Origin of the sequence: Planktotalea sp. (genome assembly GCF_965659345.1) — a bacterium.
In the GTDB taxonomy this organism is placed as follows: Bacteria; Pseudomonadota; Alphaproteobacteria; order Rhodobacterales; family Rhodobacteraceae; genus Planktotalea.
In genome coordinates this window covers 111,735-125,037 of sequence record NZ_CBFHVK010000002.1, presented here as the reverse complement: position 1 = coordinate 125,037, position 13,303 = coordinate 111,735, and the positions used below count along the sequence as shown (strand labels likewise).

Annotated in this window: 11 protein-coding genes; 4 read left to right on the top strand and 7 right to left on the bottom strand. The window is 52.5% G+C overall.

From position 1 onward, the window contains the following. Positions 1–93: 93 nt before the first annotated feature. The 3 genes from ACTG3Z_RS02050 to ACTG3Z_RS02040 all read right to left on the bottom strand — a co-directional run bounded on the left by ACTG3Z_RS02050 (position 94) and on the right by ACTG3Z_RS02040 (position 2,655). Positions 94–891 (bottom strand): S49 family peptidase, encoded by a 798-nt coding sequence (locus tag ACTG3Z_RS02050; protein ID WP_439140980.1) that lies wholly within the window; start codon positions 889–891, stop codon positions 94–96. Between the two features lie 76 nt (positions 892–967). Further along, complete coding sequence (locus tag ACTG3Z_RS02045) at positions 968–1,729, bottom strand: ABC transporter permease (RefSeq protein ID WP_439140979.1); 762 nt, start codon at positions 1,727–1,729, stop codon at positions 968–970. Next, positions 1,726–2,655 (bottom strand): ABC transporter ATP-binding protein, encoded by a 930-nt coding sequence (locus tag ACTG3Z_RS02040; RefSeq protein ID WP_439140978.1) that lies wholly within the window; start codon positions 2,653–2,655, stop codon positions 1,726–1,728. Before ACTG3Z_RS02040 ends, ACTG3Z_RS02045 begins: the two co-directional genes overlap by 4 nt. A 92-nt stretch (positions 2,656–2,747) precedes the next feature. Here ACTG3Z_RS02040 and ACTG3Z_RS02035 point away from each other — a divergent pair, with 92 nt between their 5' ends. Then, positions 2,748–3,719: a DMT family transporter gene (locus tag ACTG3Z_RS02035; RefSeq protein WP_375265547.1), complete on the top strand. Its 972-nt coding sequence runs from the start codon at positions 2,748–2,750 to the stop codon at positions 3,717–3,719. Here ACTG3Z_RS02035 and glpD read toward each other — a convergent pair. Continuing rightward, positions 3,716–5,266 carry a glycerol-3-phosphate dehydrogenase gene (gene glpD, locus ACTG3Z_RS02030; RefSeq protein WP_439140977.1) on the bottom strand — a complete coding sequence of 517 codons (1,551 nt, stop codon included), beginning with the start codon at positions 5,264–5,266 and terminating at the stop codon, positions 3,716–3,718. The two genes, ACTG3Z_RS02035 and glpD, sit on opposite strands and share 4 nt — an antisense overlap. A gap of 195 nt (positions 5,267–5,461) precedes the next feature. On the opposite strand from glpD, the gene ACTG3Z_RS02025 reads away from it, so the two are divergent. The 3 genes from ACTG3Z_RS02025 (at position 5,462) to ACTG3Z_RS02015 (ending at position 9,050) form a co-directional block, all read left to right on the top strand. After that, positions 5,462–6,466: a GlxA family transcriptional regulator gene (locus ACTG3Z_RS02025; protein WP_439140976.1), complete on the top strand. Its 1,005-nt coding sequence runs from the start codon at positions 5,462–5,464 to the stop codon at positions 6,464–6,466. Between the two features lie 52 nt (positions 6,467–6,518). Beyond that, complete coding sequence (locus ACTG3Z_RS02020) at positions 6,519–7,445, top strand: carbohydrate kinase family protein (protein WP_439140975.1); 927 nt, start codon at positions 6,519–6,521, stop codon at positions 7,443–7,445. A 78-nt stretch (positions 7,446–7,523) separates the two neighbouring features. Continuing rightward, positions 7,524–9,050, top strand: a complete 1,527-nt coding sequence (locus ACTG3Z_RS02015; protein ID WP_439140974.1) for a trimethylamine methyltransferase family protein — start codon at positions 7,524–7,526, stop codon at positions 9,048–9,050. Here ACTG3Z_RS02015 and ACTG3Z_RS02010 read toward each other — a convergent pair. The 3 genes from ACTG3Z_RS02010 to ACTG3Z_RS02000 all read right to left on the bottom strand — a co-directional run bounded on the left by ACTG3Z_RS02010 (position 9,042) and on the right by ACTG3Z_RS02000 (position 13,253). Beyond that, the gene (locus tag ACTG3Z_RS02010; protein WP_439140973.1) at positions 9,042–10,694 is read right to left on the bottom strand and encodes a thiamine pyrophosphate-dependent enzyme; all 1,653 of its coding nucleotides are present in this window, start codon (positions 10,692–10,694) and stop codon (positions 9,042–9,044) included. The genes ACTG3Z_RS02015 and ACTG3Z_RS02010 overlap by 9 nt on opposite strands. A 157-nt stretch (positions 10,695–10,851) precedes the next feature. Further along, positions 10,852–11,862, bottom strand: a complete 1,011-nt coding sequence (locus ACTG3Z_RS02005; protein WP_439140972.1) for a cytochrome d ubiquinol oxidase subunit II — start codon at positions 11,860–11,862, stop codon at positions 10,852–10,854. A gap of 2 nt (positions 11,863–11,864) precedes the next feature. Next, a complete protein-coding gene (locus tag ACTG3Z_RS02000) occupies positions 11,865–13,253 on the bottom strand; it encodes a cytochrome ubiquinol oxidase subunit I (RefSeq protein WP_439140971.1) in 1,389 nt (462 codons plus the stop codon). Between the last annotated feature and the right edge of the window lie 50 nt (positions 13,254–13,303).

Here is a 13,303-nt window from a genome sequence, read left to right as displayed (position 1 = left end):
CGCAACTGCTTTTGGCCAGGAAGGGTGAGCTTCCCGAACATGGCAAGCACGCCCATACCAACGAGGAAAAGTGTGACAATTTTAAAGATCACGTCAAAGCCCAAACCGTGCGAATTGCGCGCGTTCTTCGATGCCTGACAATGCGTCATTTGCAAATTGCGCACCGAAACGGCTCATAAAGCTGCGTTTTGGCCCGTAGCGTTTGAACGAAACCTTATCGCCAAAACGCGCCTTCATTGACGGCACAAGATGAGCAACACCATCGATCAAGCCGACGTCTTTCGCGGCCTCACCCACCCAAATGTCGCCCGTAAACAAGTCGCGCGCCGTATCAAGCTTGTCTGCACGGCGCTTTTGAACGTGACGGATAAAGTTCGTATGGATTTGCTCAAGCATCACTTTCAGACGCTCTACATCTTCTTCAGCTTCGGGCTTGAACGGATCAAGCATGGATTTGGATGTGCCGGCAGTATAGACGCGTCGCTCGATCCCTTGCTTTGCAAGGAAAACATGCGCGCCAAATCCGGCAGAGATAACGCCGATTGACCCCACAACAGAGCTTTCGTCCACGAAGATTTCATCCGCTGCTGCTGCGAGCCAATAGCCGCCCGACGCGGCGACATCCTCGACAAAGGCGATGACCGGAATTTCTTTTTCCTCTGAAAGACGACGAATACGCGCACCAATCAGAGAGCTTTGCACAGGGCTACCACCGGGCGAATTGATCTCAAGCGCAACGGCATCCGGCTTGCCCCGCGAGAATGCTTTTTCAAGCACAGGTGCGAGCGACTGGTCGTTCAAAGACCCTCGCCCGGACCCACCAATCACGCCAGAGAGCCGCACAACTGCAACAGTCGGCTCGGACTTAATAAAGGGGATAAATCTTTTCATTTTCTCGATGTAGATCGCCCAAGTGCGCGAAACAAGGTGCGCTGATTTAATATTCTTGTCTGTCTCATCTGCGGCGTCACTTACGGATCCGCCAACCGGTCTTAAAGATCCACCAAACGCCAATCATGCAAAGCGCAGTAAAGCCAGCAATTGCGAGCAAACTCAGTCCAATTGGAACATCTGCCATGCCGAAAAACGCCCAGCGAAAGCCGGAAATAAGATACACCACGGGATTAAACAAAGTGATCGTTTGCCAAACTGGTGGCAGCATCGAAATCGAGTAAAACGAGCCCCCCAAGAACACTAAAGGTGTGACAATCAGCAAGGGGATGAGTTGAAGTTGTTCAAAATTCTGCGCCCAGATACCGATAATGAAGCCAAACAGCGCGAAACTCACGCAGGTCAGAAGCATAAAGGCCATCATTGCAACGGGGTGTTGGATTTGCAGATCAACAAAAAGCGCGGACGTCGCGAGAATGACGATGCCGATGAACAAAGCCTTCGTCGCCGCCGCTCCCACATAGCCGATTACTATTTCCAGAAAATTCACAGGCGCAGAAAGAAGTTCGTAGATCGTACCTATAAACTTGGGAAAATAGATCCCGAAAGATGCATTGGAGATCGCCTGTGTCATAACACTGAGCATGATCAGACCGGGCACAATGAACGCGCCGTAGCTCACACCATCGACCTGGTCGATACGACTGCCAATGGCTGCGCCGAAAACTACAAAGTAAAGCGATGTTGAGATGACGGGGGATATAAAGCTCTGCATCAATGTGCGAAAAAACCGCGCCATTTCAAAGGTATAAATTGATCGTATCGCTTGCCAATTCATGCTGCGTCCTCCGCGACGAGACCGACAAAGATATCTTCCAAGCTCGATTGTTTGGTCTGCAGGTCGCTCATACTCAGTCCGGCACTCGCAAGATCTGCAAGCAATCCAGTGATGCCCGTGCGCTCTGCGCGGGTGTCATATCTGTAGAGCAATGCCGTGCCATCTTGGACCAATTGTAAGTCATATTTGGAAAGTACATCGGGCACCTCGGTAAGCGGTGCGCTCAGATCGATCTGCAACTGCTTTTTCCCCATACGGGTCATAAGTGCTTGCTTTTCTTCGACCAAAAGCAATTCGCCTTTGGCGATCACACCGACACGGTCTGCAATTGCTTCGGCTTCTTCGATATAATGGGTTGTTAGAATGATGGTTGTTCCGCTCGCCTTGAGCGCTGCCACGATCTCCCACATATCTTTGCGTAATTCCACGTCGACGCCCGCAGTCGGTTCATCAAGGAAAAGCACCTCTGGTTCATGGCTCAGCGCTTTAGCAATCAACACGCGGCGTTTCATGCCGCCGGACAGCTCCATGATGCGATTGTCTTTCTTATCCCACAAGGAAAGCTCGCGCAGAATTTTCTCTAGATAGGCTTCATCCTTGGGCTTGCCGAAAAGTCCCCGTGAAAACCGCACGGTGTTGATCACCCGTTCAAACGGTTCAAGGCTAATTTCTTGCGGAACCAAACCGATCATACGGCGCGCGTCACGATACCCTTTGACGATGTCATGCCCCCCTACGGTAACGGTGCCGCTCGTGCCTTCAGTAATCCCGCAAATCGTTGAGATTAAGGTCGTTTTCCCTGCACCGTTCGGACCAAGCAATGCTAAGATTTCACCTTGCTTAATGGAAAGCGTGACACCTTTGAGCGCCTCAAAACCATCATCATACCGCTTCACCAGATCGCGTACGCTTAAAATTTCTGACATTTTTGGCCCCTTACTTGCGCTCTGCCTATCTGCTTCTGTTGGCAGTCGCAAACAGACTAGCGCTATCCCCGCAAGGCAGATAGGCACACACCATGACAACGCGCGACTCTTCAACGGCAGGCATCTTGTTCATCCTGATCGGTATGACTGCAATTTCTTTAAATGATGTACTGATAAAACAGCTATCAGGCGCGTATCCACTACATCAGCTTGTCTTCACGCGCTCTTTCATCGGGATCTTTGTCTCTATCGTTTTGCTTCAGGTAGAAGGCGGTTGGTCACTGCTTAAAACCTCGACCCCTGGCTTGCATCTGTTGCGCGCTTTTATGGTCGTTCTGTCCAACATGTCGTTTTTCGCAGCAATTGCGGTCCTGCCCTTGGCTGAAACAACTGCCCTCTTCTTCGCCGCACCTTTGATGATCACCTTGCTCTCGATCCCGATCCTTGGCGAGAAGGTTGGACCAATGCGGATGAGCGCTGTTTTGGTTGGCTTTATTGGCGTTTTGATCATGCAACGGCCTTGGCAAAGTATGGGAGATAGCGATGTAAATCGTCTGGTGTTGTTGTTGCCGATCATCGCAGCGCTCACCTACGCGATAAACCAAGTGATGACGCGCAAATTGGGTGTGAGCAGCAAAGCCTCAGCCATGGCAATCTATATCCAAGGGACGTTTATCATTATCTCAGCTGGGTTCTATTTTGTAGCGGGTGACGGTCGTTTTGCTGAAGGTGTCGAAAACGGCGCTGTCGAATTCTTGCTGCGCGCGTGGCAATGGCCACCCAAGGGCGATTGGCCCTTTATGGCCGGACTCGGCTGTTTATCCGCCATGATTGGCTATTGCCTAAGCCAAGCTTACCGTGTGAGCAGTGCAGCCACGGTTGCGCCATTTGAATACGTTGGCTTACCGCTGGCAGTGATATGGGGCTTTTTCATCTTTGGTGAGCTGCCCGATCTCGCGGTGAGCCTTGGCATCATCTTGATTATGGGCGCGGGTTTGTTCGTTTTCTTACGCGAACGCATGCTGGAGCGGCGGATCACACGCCCCACAAACATGCGCCGCTAAGCGCTCATGTAGGCATTAACGCGCGCGACTTGGGTTGGGTTCAAACGCAAGCCAAGCTTGCTGCGGCGCCACAACACGTCTTCACCCGTGCGCGCAAATTCATGTGCTTTAAGCCAGTCCAATTCATACGCTGTGATGGTTGCACCAAAATTTTCACCTAACTCTTCAACCGTTTTAGCATTACCCAAAATGTCCGCAGCATCGGTGCCATAGGCACGGACAAGACGACGCGCCCACGGCTCATCCAAAAACGGATAGCTGGCTTGCAGTTTCGCGATGAGCGCGGGCACGCCATCGACAGGAAAATCACCACCAGGCATCGCGACTCCAGCTGTCCAGTTACCACTAAGCCCATTAAATTGCGTACTGATCTTGCTCAACGCACTTTCCGCAAGGCGGCGATATGTCGTGATCTTCCCGCCAAAAATGTTCAGCAAAGGAGCCGCCGTATCATCTAGTTTCAACGTATAGTCCCGCGTTGCAGCTGACGCGCTATCGGCACCATCATCATAGAGCGGACGCACGCCAGAATAGGTCCACACGATTTCATCACGCGTAACAGGCTTTGCGAAATACTTCGACGCAAAGGCGCAAAGATAATCCTGCTCTTGTGGCGTGCACACAGGTTTTTCGGACGGATTGCTATGATCTGCATCCGTTGTTCCAATGAGGGTGAAATCACCCTCATAAGGGATAGCGAAAATAATCCGACCATCTTCACCTTGGAAGAAGTAGCATTTGTCATGATCATACAGCTTGGGCACCACAATATGTGAGCCCCTAACGAGCCGCACACCTTCACGACTGTTCAAACCCAAAGTGCCGTTCAGAACATCGCCCACCCAAGGGCCAGCGGCGTTTACGATCATCTTTGCGGTGACATTGCGCGCGCCCTCGGTATCTTCGAGCCTTACAGTCCAATGATCATCGCTGCGCTGTGCACCAATAACTTTGGTGCGGACCATAATTTCAGCGCCGCGCGCTTGGGCGTCACGCGCATTGAGCACCACAAGGCGCGAATCCTCAACCCAGCAGTCAGAATATTCATAGGCTTTGGCAAAGCGATCATCCAAAACGGCTCCTTCAACGCCAGAGCGCAAGTCGAGCGTGGATGTCGCAGGCAGTATTTTACGCCCGCCAAGATTGTCATACATAAAAAGACCCAAACGGATCAGCCAAGCAGGGCGGCGCCCTTTCATCCAAGGCATCACAAAACTTAATAGCTTGGACGTTGGCGTCGCACTCTCAAAGCGCATGTCTTTGTGATAGGGCAGCACAAACCGCATGGGCCAAGAAATATGCGGCATCGCGCGCAACAGCGTTTCGCGCTCTATCAACGCTTCGCGCACAAGACGTACTTCGAAATATTCCAAATAGCGCAGGCCACCGTGAAACAGTTTTGTCGACGCACTTGAGGTGGCAGACGCTAGATCGTTCATTTCAGCGAGTCCCATACGCAAGCCACGACCCGCTGCATCACGCGCAATGCCGCAACCATTGATACCACCGCCGATAATCAACACATCGTAGTCAAAGTCCTGCGCCATGAGAAATGCCCTTTACCGCTTCTGAGTCCACCTGATGTTGCTCATTTAGCGCAAACATCTCCGCTGTTCCACACTCGCACATCATTAGTTCACAATGGGCGCAATGATGTCAGTAGCAGCTTGCGTGATTTGATACCTTTTCAATGTGATATTATGCGCTGTATCAGTGTTTGAACTGCAAACGCCCAATGGAGAATGACCCTGCCCCGTGTCGAGCGAAATACAGAACGTGCGATACCGCAGGAACGCGATACGTCCATGCGTAGCGCGCTCTACACGTTTGAGATCTATGTGGGTAAAGGCTTTTGCGAATATGAAACGGCAGCCATTACGCGCACTTTGAAAATCGCGAACGAAGTCTTGGGCGGCCCCGTTTTTCATTGGCGATATGTTTCTGAAACGCCGGGTCTTTTGAATGGCGATTGTGGAATGATCGTGCGTGCCGAACCTGTGGTAAAGGATCACGAACTTTCGGATGTTTTGATCATTGTTGGCGGGCACAGTGGGGCCGACGCGCAGTGGTTCTCTCGGTTGCGTCAGATGACGCGTATCTCGCGCCTGTGCGTGTTGCTTTCCGATGCAGCAACTGCCTACATCAAACGCACTAAATCGCCCGCAGGCAAGGTCACGACACATTGGCGCGATGCCCTCTCATTAACGGAAACAGGCGATCACCCGAACCTAACCAACAGCCTATCGGAAAAGTCCGGTTCGGTCATTACGGCGGCAGGCACAGGCGCGACTGAAGAGCTGATCATCTCGCTCTTGCTTCCTCAATTGAGCACATCAGATGTGGCTGAACTAAGCAATCGACTTGTTTTGTCAATGGTGCGCACTGCCCACGCGGATCAACCCAAAGACATCACTAAGCTCCCTGCTCTGTCTGACACGCGCGTACGCTCTGCTGTCAAGGCAATGGAAGATTCCCTCGAAATGCCCTTCAATATTTATGAGCTTGCGAACGATATTGGTGTCTCCACACGCCACCTTGAGCGAATGTTTAAAGACGTTTTCAACCAAACCCCGGCCCGCTTTTACAAACAATTGCGCACCAAACGCGCGCGCGCATTGGTCGAGGACACTCAGCTTTCCATGATGGAGATCGCAGTGGCGACAGGCTTTGGATCTAGTAGTTCGATGAACGAAGCGATTAAAAAAGAATATGGGGTCACCGCGACAAAAATGCGTGCGCGGCGCTAAAAATCGTGTATGTGAGCGCTAACAATTTAAACTTCAGAGTGGACCAACGAAAATGATCTTGAATTGCGGCGAAGCGTTAATTGACATGGTCGCAGGCCAAACACGCGATGACCAAGCAGCATTTGTGCCTCATTCTGGCGGTGCTGTGATGAACACAGCTGTCGCTTTAGGCCGGCTTGGCGTGCCATCGGGGTTTTTCGCGGGCTTGTCGTCCGACTTCTTTGGAACACAGCTCAAAGCACATCTGCAAAAGAGCCATGTGAGCTACGACCTTTGCCCGATAAGCGACGCCGCAACGACGCTTGCCTTTGTTCAGTTGGTTAATGGCCAAGCAAAATACGCGTTTTTCGATGAAAACACCGCTCTACGCGGCCTATCTCAAAATGACGTTCCAGACCTGCCCGATGAGGTGAACGCCTTGTTCTTTGGCGGTATTTCCCTGGCCTACGGCGCGTGCGCTGAGACCTATGAAACGATGCTTATGAATGCGGCCGAAACCCATGTTACGATGATTGACCCCAACATCCGACCCAGCTTTGTACGTGATGAAACTGCATTTCGTGCGCGGATCGAACGGATGGTGAGCGCGAGCGATATCGTGAAACTCAGTGATGAAGACCTAGAGTGGCTTGCGGGCGCAGGCGATATCGCCACAAACGCGCGCGCATTGCTCGCCAAGGGCACGAAACTGGTCCTGATTACTCAAGGCAGCGAGGGTGCGACTGCATATCACAATGATTACGAGGTATTCGTTCCGACCGTACCTGTCGATCTAAGCGATTCTGACACGATCGGGGCAGGCGATACATTCAATGCGGGTGTGCTCGCATCACTGCATGAAGCGGGCTTGCTCAAAAAGGACGCCATCGCGCAGTTGAGCAAAGAGGACGCAGAAAACGCAGTCGCTTATGGCATGAAAGCAGCGCGCATCACTGTGTCGCGCAAAGGGGCGAACCCGCCATGGAAGAGCGAACTTTAACGTTCATCCAAGAATAAACATTGCATTTCAGACCACTGCTCGATCAAGGTTGTGAAGCCCGTATCGCATAGGTCTTTCATGTCTGACGATTCCAGTTCTCCGCGTCGCTCTGGGCGCAAAGCCCGCTTAAAGCAGCGTGCCGCACCACCTGTTGTCAACCCTGCCCCGCCTGGACAGATCGGGGGGATGTATCGCCCGTTGAGCGAAAAAGACATGCAGGATATTTACGCAACCGCCTTGCGCTTGCTCAGTGATTTGGGGATGGGAGAGGTTCCAGACCGGCTGTGGGACGATCTTGTCACCGCAGGTGCGCGTGATCTTGGCAATGGCCGGATCGGCCTGCCAAAATCACTTGTTGAAGACATTATTGCTGGTGCCGTCAAACGCTTCACTCTGTATGGACGCGACCCGGAGCGCTCTATCGAAATCGGCGGTGAAAACGTCTATTTCGGAACTGGCGGCGCTGCGGTGAACACGCTTGATCTCGACAGCGGGCTTTATCGTCCCTCAACCTTGCGCGATCTGCATGATTTCACCCGTCTGCAGGACACGCTCGATAATGTGGCATGGTTCACGCGTTGCTGCATTGCGACGGATGTGCCCGAACCCTTCGACCTTGATGTGACGACTGCTTACGCTTTGATGAAAAACACCAGCAAACCTGTCGCCACAGCCTTTACGCTTGCGCAACACGTCGATCCGCTTGTCGCGATGTTTGACATCGTTGCTGGTGGGGAGGGTAAATTCGCAGAGCAGCCTTTCTTGAAAACCCATATCAGTCCGGTCATTTCACCGATGCGTTTCGGCGAAGATGCGGTCGACGTTGTTTACAAATGCATCGAACATAACATCCCAATGTCTTGCATCACCGCTGCACAAGCGGGCGCGACCGCTCCTGCCACTTTGGCTGGCTTTTTAGCCCAATCCCTCGCGGAGACTTTGGCAAGCTTAGTGATGGTAAACGTAATTTCACCCGGCTTCCCAATGATCTTTTCGAATTGGCCGTTGGTCATTGATCTGCGCAGTGGCGCATTTGCCGGCGGTGGCGGAGAGACGACAGTGCTCAACGCAGCCTCCGCGCAACTCTCCAATTGGCTCGGATTACCTTCTGGTGTGGCCTGCTCGATGACAGACGCAAAAGCGATTGACGCTCAATATGGCGTTGAAAAAGGCATGACGTCGCTCGCGGCTGCCCTCGCAGGCGGCAACCTCATATATGAAAGCTCCGGCATGACTGCCGCGCTTTTAGGCGCGAGTTTCGAAGCTTTCATTTTGGACAACGATATGCATGCGATGACTTATCGAGCGATGCGGGGCATTGAAGTCAGCGAAGAAAACCTTGGCTATGATGCTATTTGCGAAACAATTTTGGGTGACGGTCATTTCTTAGGGTCTAGCCAAACACATGCTGCGATGGAACGTGATTATCACTACCCTAAATTTGCAGATCGCGAACAACCGCGCACTTGGCAAGAAGCTGGCGCGCAGAGCGCATGGAGGCGCGCCAACACCCGCGCACGTGAAATTCTAGCGCACCATCAACCGAATTATCTAAGCCCAGACCAAGACCGAAAAATTAGAGCGATTTTCAAAGTGCTAGATTAACCATTTGCCCGGTGCGATCAGGTTGGTGTCTTGCATCACCTCAATCAAATTGATCCCGCCCCGCGCACGTGCGTCACTTAGGGCCGGTCTAAAATCTTCGACATTTTCTACGCGTGCAGCATGCGCCCCGAAGGAGCGCGCGAACTCGCAAAAGTCTGGATTGATCATTTCAGTGCCAGACACCCTGCCCGGAAATTCGCGTTCCTGATGCGCTCGGATCGTGCCATAGCGCGCATTGTTAACAACGATCACAGTGAAACGTAAATTATGCTGCGCAGCTGTCGCAAGCTCTTGGCATGTCATCATAAAACACCCATCACCCGCGATTGCATAGACTTCCCGCTCAGGAGCCGTCACCGCTGCGCCAACAGCCGCAGGCACACCATATCCCATAGAGCCAGACGTCGGTGCGAGCTGCGAGCCCGCGCTGCGATACTTGTAAAAACGATGCAGCCAAGCTGCGTAATTGCCCGCGCCGTTGCACACAATTGCATCTGCGGGCAGCGCGTCTGCCAGATGTCCGAAAATCGATGCCAATGGATCATCCCCGAGCGTTTCGGGCGCCACGTAAGTCTCAAACTCTTGGCGCAAACGCTCTGTTCGACGCATGAATTTGTCAGGAGCGATTGGGCCCCATTCCGCCACCGCCTCACAAAAGCTCTCCATATCAGACGCGAGCGCGAGGGTTGGTTCATAGACACGGCCCAATTCTTCAGGCTCTGCGAACACATGGATCAAATCTTGCTCCGTCACAGGTGGCTTTAGCCATGTATAGCCCTGCGTGGTCATCTCCCCCAAACGCGGGCCGATCGCGAGGAGTAAATCCGTTTGGGCTAACGCATCCTTGAGGTAGGGCGTCGGGCCAACACTAAAGTGGCCTACATAATTGGGATGGTCGTTGTTCATTAAACTTTGGCAGCGCAAAGAAACCGTAACGGGCAAGCCCTGCGTCTTGGCGAAACTTTCCAGCGCGTTGATCCCTTTCTCGCTCCAGCCTCCCCCGCCTATCATGATCAAAGGTTGTTTGGCCGATGCCAAACGCTCACGCAACTCATCCATCGCATCCGGATTTGGTTGAAACCGCGGAGCTGCCGCTTTGCGCGGTGCTTTGGGCACAGCAATATCTTCATAAAGCATGTCTTCCGGCAGCGACAAAACCACAGGGCCCGGCCGTCCCGACAAAGCCACACGGTACGCGCGCGATATATATTCCTGAAGGCGCGATGGATCATCAATTTCCGCAACCCATTTGGCGACTTGGCCAAACATCCGACGGTAGTCAATCTCTTGAAACGCCTCACGCTCAACCATGTCCCGTGCGACTTGGCCGATGAAGACAATCATCGGTGTGCTGTCTTGATAAGCCACATGCAAACCCGAACTAGCGTTGGTTGCACCGGGTCCACGAGTGACCATGCAAATTCCAGGCCGCCCCGTCAGTTTGCCATGTGCTTCAGCAGCCATTGCAGCACCGCCCTCTTGGCGACAGGTGATAAACGAAATTTCGTCTTCGCGTTCATGAAGCGCGTCCAAGACGGGCAAGTAACTTTCACCGGGAACACCGAAAACGTGCGTACTGCCTTGCGCCACTAAGAGATCGACAAGGTGATCCGCTGCGCGGCGTGTATTGGCTTGAGTGGGCATGGTAGATCCTTATTGCGCGCTGTAAAACGTCTTTACAGTGCGACCATACTCAAGCCCTTGCGTAAAAGAAAAGCGGAGTCTTTCAGGATCGCTTAGCCATAGCGCCAGATACGTAATATTTGCGTAGTTCTATGATCAGCAAAGGCAGTGAACTGCGCTAGTCGTAGCGCAGTTCCGTCGCTTTTCCGCGAAAAATGTAGTAAGAAAGCACCGTATACCCGATGATCGCTGGCAGTACGAACAGCGTTCCCAGAAGAATGATGAACAAGCTTTCAGGCGCTGACGCGGATTCATAGATCGTTAACTTCTCAGGCACCACATAAGGGTAAAACGAATACGCCATCCCGCAGTAAGCCAAGGTGAAAAGCGCTGTTGCTGCTGCAAATGGCGTCCAAGACAAACGATCATTCTCAAAAGGCATGCGGCGCAATTGTACCCAAAGGAAGACCACTAGCAGACCTGATAGGATTGGCAGCGGCGATAGGTACACGATCTCAGGAAAGCTAAACCACTTATCAAAGATCCGCGTGCTTACAAATGGCGTCGCGAGCGAGATAGATCCGATGCCAAGAATAAGCCCCCACATGCCACCCTTTGCCCAACGCACCGCGTGTTTTTGTAACTCACCATCCGTTTTCCAGATAAGCCATACCGCGCCGATGAAACTATATCCTACCGTCAGAAACACTGCAGTGAGCAGAGCAAACCCCACGTGCGGCAAAGTCCATGTTAGCCCCATAACATACATGCCCAGCATAAAGCCTTGGCTCAATGACGCCATAAGCGATCCCGCGAAAAATGCAGCGTTCCAAACCGGCTTTTGGGCAATCGGGGCTTTCGCACGCATCTCGAATGAAACACCCCGCAGGATCAAGCCAACGAGCATGATGAACACAGGCAGATAAAGCGCAGTAAGGATCACACCGTGAGCAGGCGGGAACGCGACGAGCAAAAGGCCAATTGCGAGCACGAGCCATGTCTCATTGGCGTCCCAAAAGGGGCCAATGGATGCAACAAGACGATCTTTCTCATCCTCTTGCGCCAGTGGCATCAGTAGTCCGACGCCCAAGTCAAATCCGTCCAGCACAACGTAGATCAGGATAGACAATCCCATAAGTGACGCAAACGCCCAAGGGAGCCAAACAGCCGGGTCTCCGAAAAAATCCATTCTTATTCTCCCGGCTGAAGGACGGGCACATCAGTCGTACCACCGCGCGGATATTGACGACTGGTGAGCGGTTCACCGCGCGTCGCTTTGCGGGCGAGATATGTAATGACACCCATATAGGCGATAATCAAAGCAGCGTAGATCACCAGATAGCCAATCAACGTGCTTAAAACCATGCCAGCGGGCACATCACTCACTGCATCTTTGGTGGATAAAACACCTTGCACCAACCAAGGCTGACGGCCAATTTCGGTCGTGTACCACCCTGCAAGCGTTGCGATCCATCCACTGAAGCTCATCGCGCTAAATGCAATCAACGGCAGTTTCGGCATGTGTCCAGCACCATATTTCCGCAACAGCACTACGCCAGCCCAAGACAAAAGCAACATAGCAATGCCTGTACCGATCATAATACGGAAGCTAAAGAAAACCGCAGATACCCGTGGGTGCAGGATCGTGCCATCCTCGGCGACAAAATCGTTCAGACCCGGCACAACACCTTCGGCTTTGTGCTTGAGGATATAGGACGCACCATTCGGGATGCTGATCTCAAAGTGGTTGGTTCGGTTTTCTTGATCAGGGATCGCAAACAAGATGAGCGGGACGTTGGAGCTTGTTTCCCAGTTCCCTTCCATCGCCGCGACCTTCGCGGGCTGATACTCAAGCGTATTCAAACCGTGCATGTCCCCTGCAAGTATTTGTAGCGGGATCAAGCCTGCAGCAGCGATGATGCCGACCCGCAGCGCGGATTTCACGTCTTCACCCTTATCCCCCCAAAGCATTCTGAGTGCAGAGATACCTGCGATCAAGAACGCGACGGTCAAGCCAGACGCGAGCATCATGTGCACAAAACGGTACGGCATGGACGGGTTGAAAATGATTTCAAACCAGTTGGTTGCATGTACGACACCGTCAATCAGCTCATAGCCTTGCGGGGTATGCATCCAGGAATTCAGAACGATGATCCAGAAGGTAGACATGGTCGTTCCGAAGGCGACCAAAAACGTCGCGAGCGTATGCACCCAAGATTTCACTTTGGATGCACCAAAGAGCATGATTCCCAAGAAGACCGCTTCGAGGAAAAACGCTGTCATAATTTCATAGGCGAGCAAAGGACCGGCAACGTTGCCAACAGTCTCCATAAAGCCAGGCCAGTTTGTCCCGAATTGGAAGGACATTGTGATACCAGAGACAACGCCCATCGCAAAGGACAACGCAAACACTTTGACCCAGAACATGTAGGCGTCCATCCATTTACGCTCCCCCGTCGCGCTGAAACGCAATTTGAAGAACAGCAACATCCAGCCCAGCGCGATCGTGATTGTCGGGAAAAGGATGTGAAAGGAGATGTTTGCACCAAACTGGATGCGGGAAAGTAGAAGCGTGTCCACCGAAGGGTACTCCAAGTTTAAGTAAGTTTTTGTATTGATAAACAGGTAGT

Bases quoted from the DNA above. Each gene is read 5' to 3' on its own strand.
- ACTG3Z_RS02050 (WP_439140980.1), bottom strand. From the start codon at position 891: ATGAAAAGATTTATCCCCTTTATTAAGTCCGAGCCGACTGTTGCAGTT.
- ACTG3Z_RS02005 (WP_439140972.1), bottom strand. From the start codon at position 11,862: ATGGATTTTTTCGGAGACCCGGCTGTTTGGCTCCCTTGGGCGTTTGCG.
- glpD (WP_439140977.1), bottom strand. From the start codon at position 5,266: ATGGCGCAGGACTTTGACTACGATGTGTTGATTATCGGCGGTGGTATC.
- ACTG3Z_RS02025 (WP_439140976.1), top strand. From the start codon at position 5,462: ATGACCCTGCCCCGTGTCGAGCGAAATACAGAACGTGCGATACCGCAG.
- ACTG3Z_RS02020 (WP_439140975.1), top strand. From the start codon at position 6,519: ATGATCTTGAATTGCGGCGAAGCGTTAATTGACATGGTCGCAGGCCAA.
- ACTG3Z_RS02015 (WP_439140974.1), top strand. From the start codon at position 7,524: ATGTCTGACGATTCCAGTTCTCCGCGTCGCTCTGGGCGCAAAGCCCGC.
- ACTG3Z_RS02010 (WP_439140973.1), bottom strand. From the start codon at position 10,694: ATGCCCACTCAAGCCAATACACGCCGCGCAGCGGATCACCTTGTCGAT.
- ACTG3Z_RS02035 (WP_375265547.1), top strand. From the start codon at position 2,748: ATGACAACGCGCGACTCTTCAACGGCAGGCATCTTGTTCATCCTGATC.
- ACTG3Z_RS02040 (WP_439140978.1), bottom strand. From the start codon at position 2,655: ATGTCAGAAATTTTAAGCGTACGCGATCTGGTGAAGCGGTATGATGAT.
- ACTG3Z_RS02045 (WP_439140979.1), bottom strand. From the start codon at position 1,729: ATGAATTGGCAAGCGATACGATCAATTTATACCTTTGAAATGGCGCGG.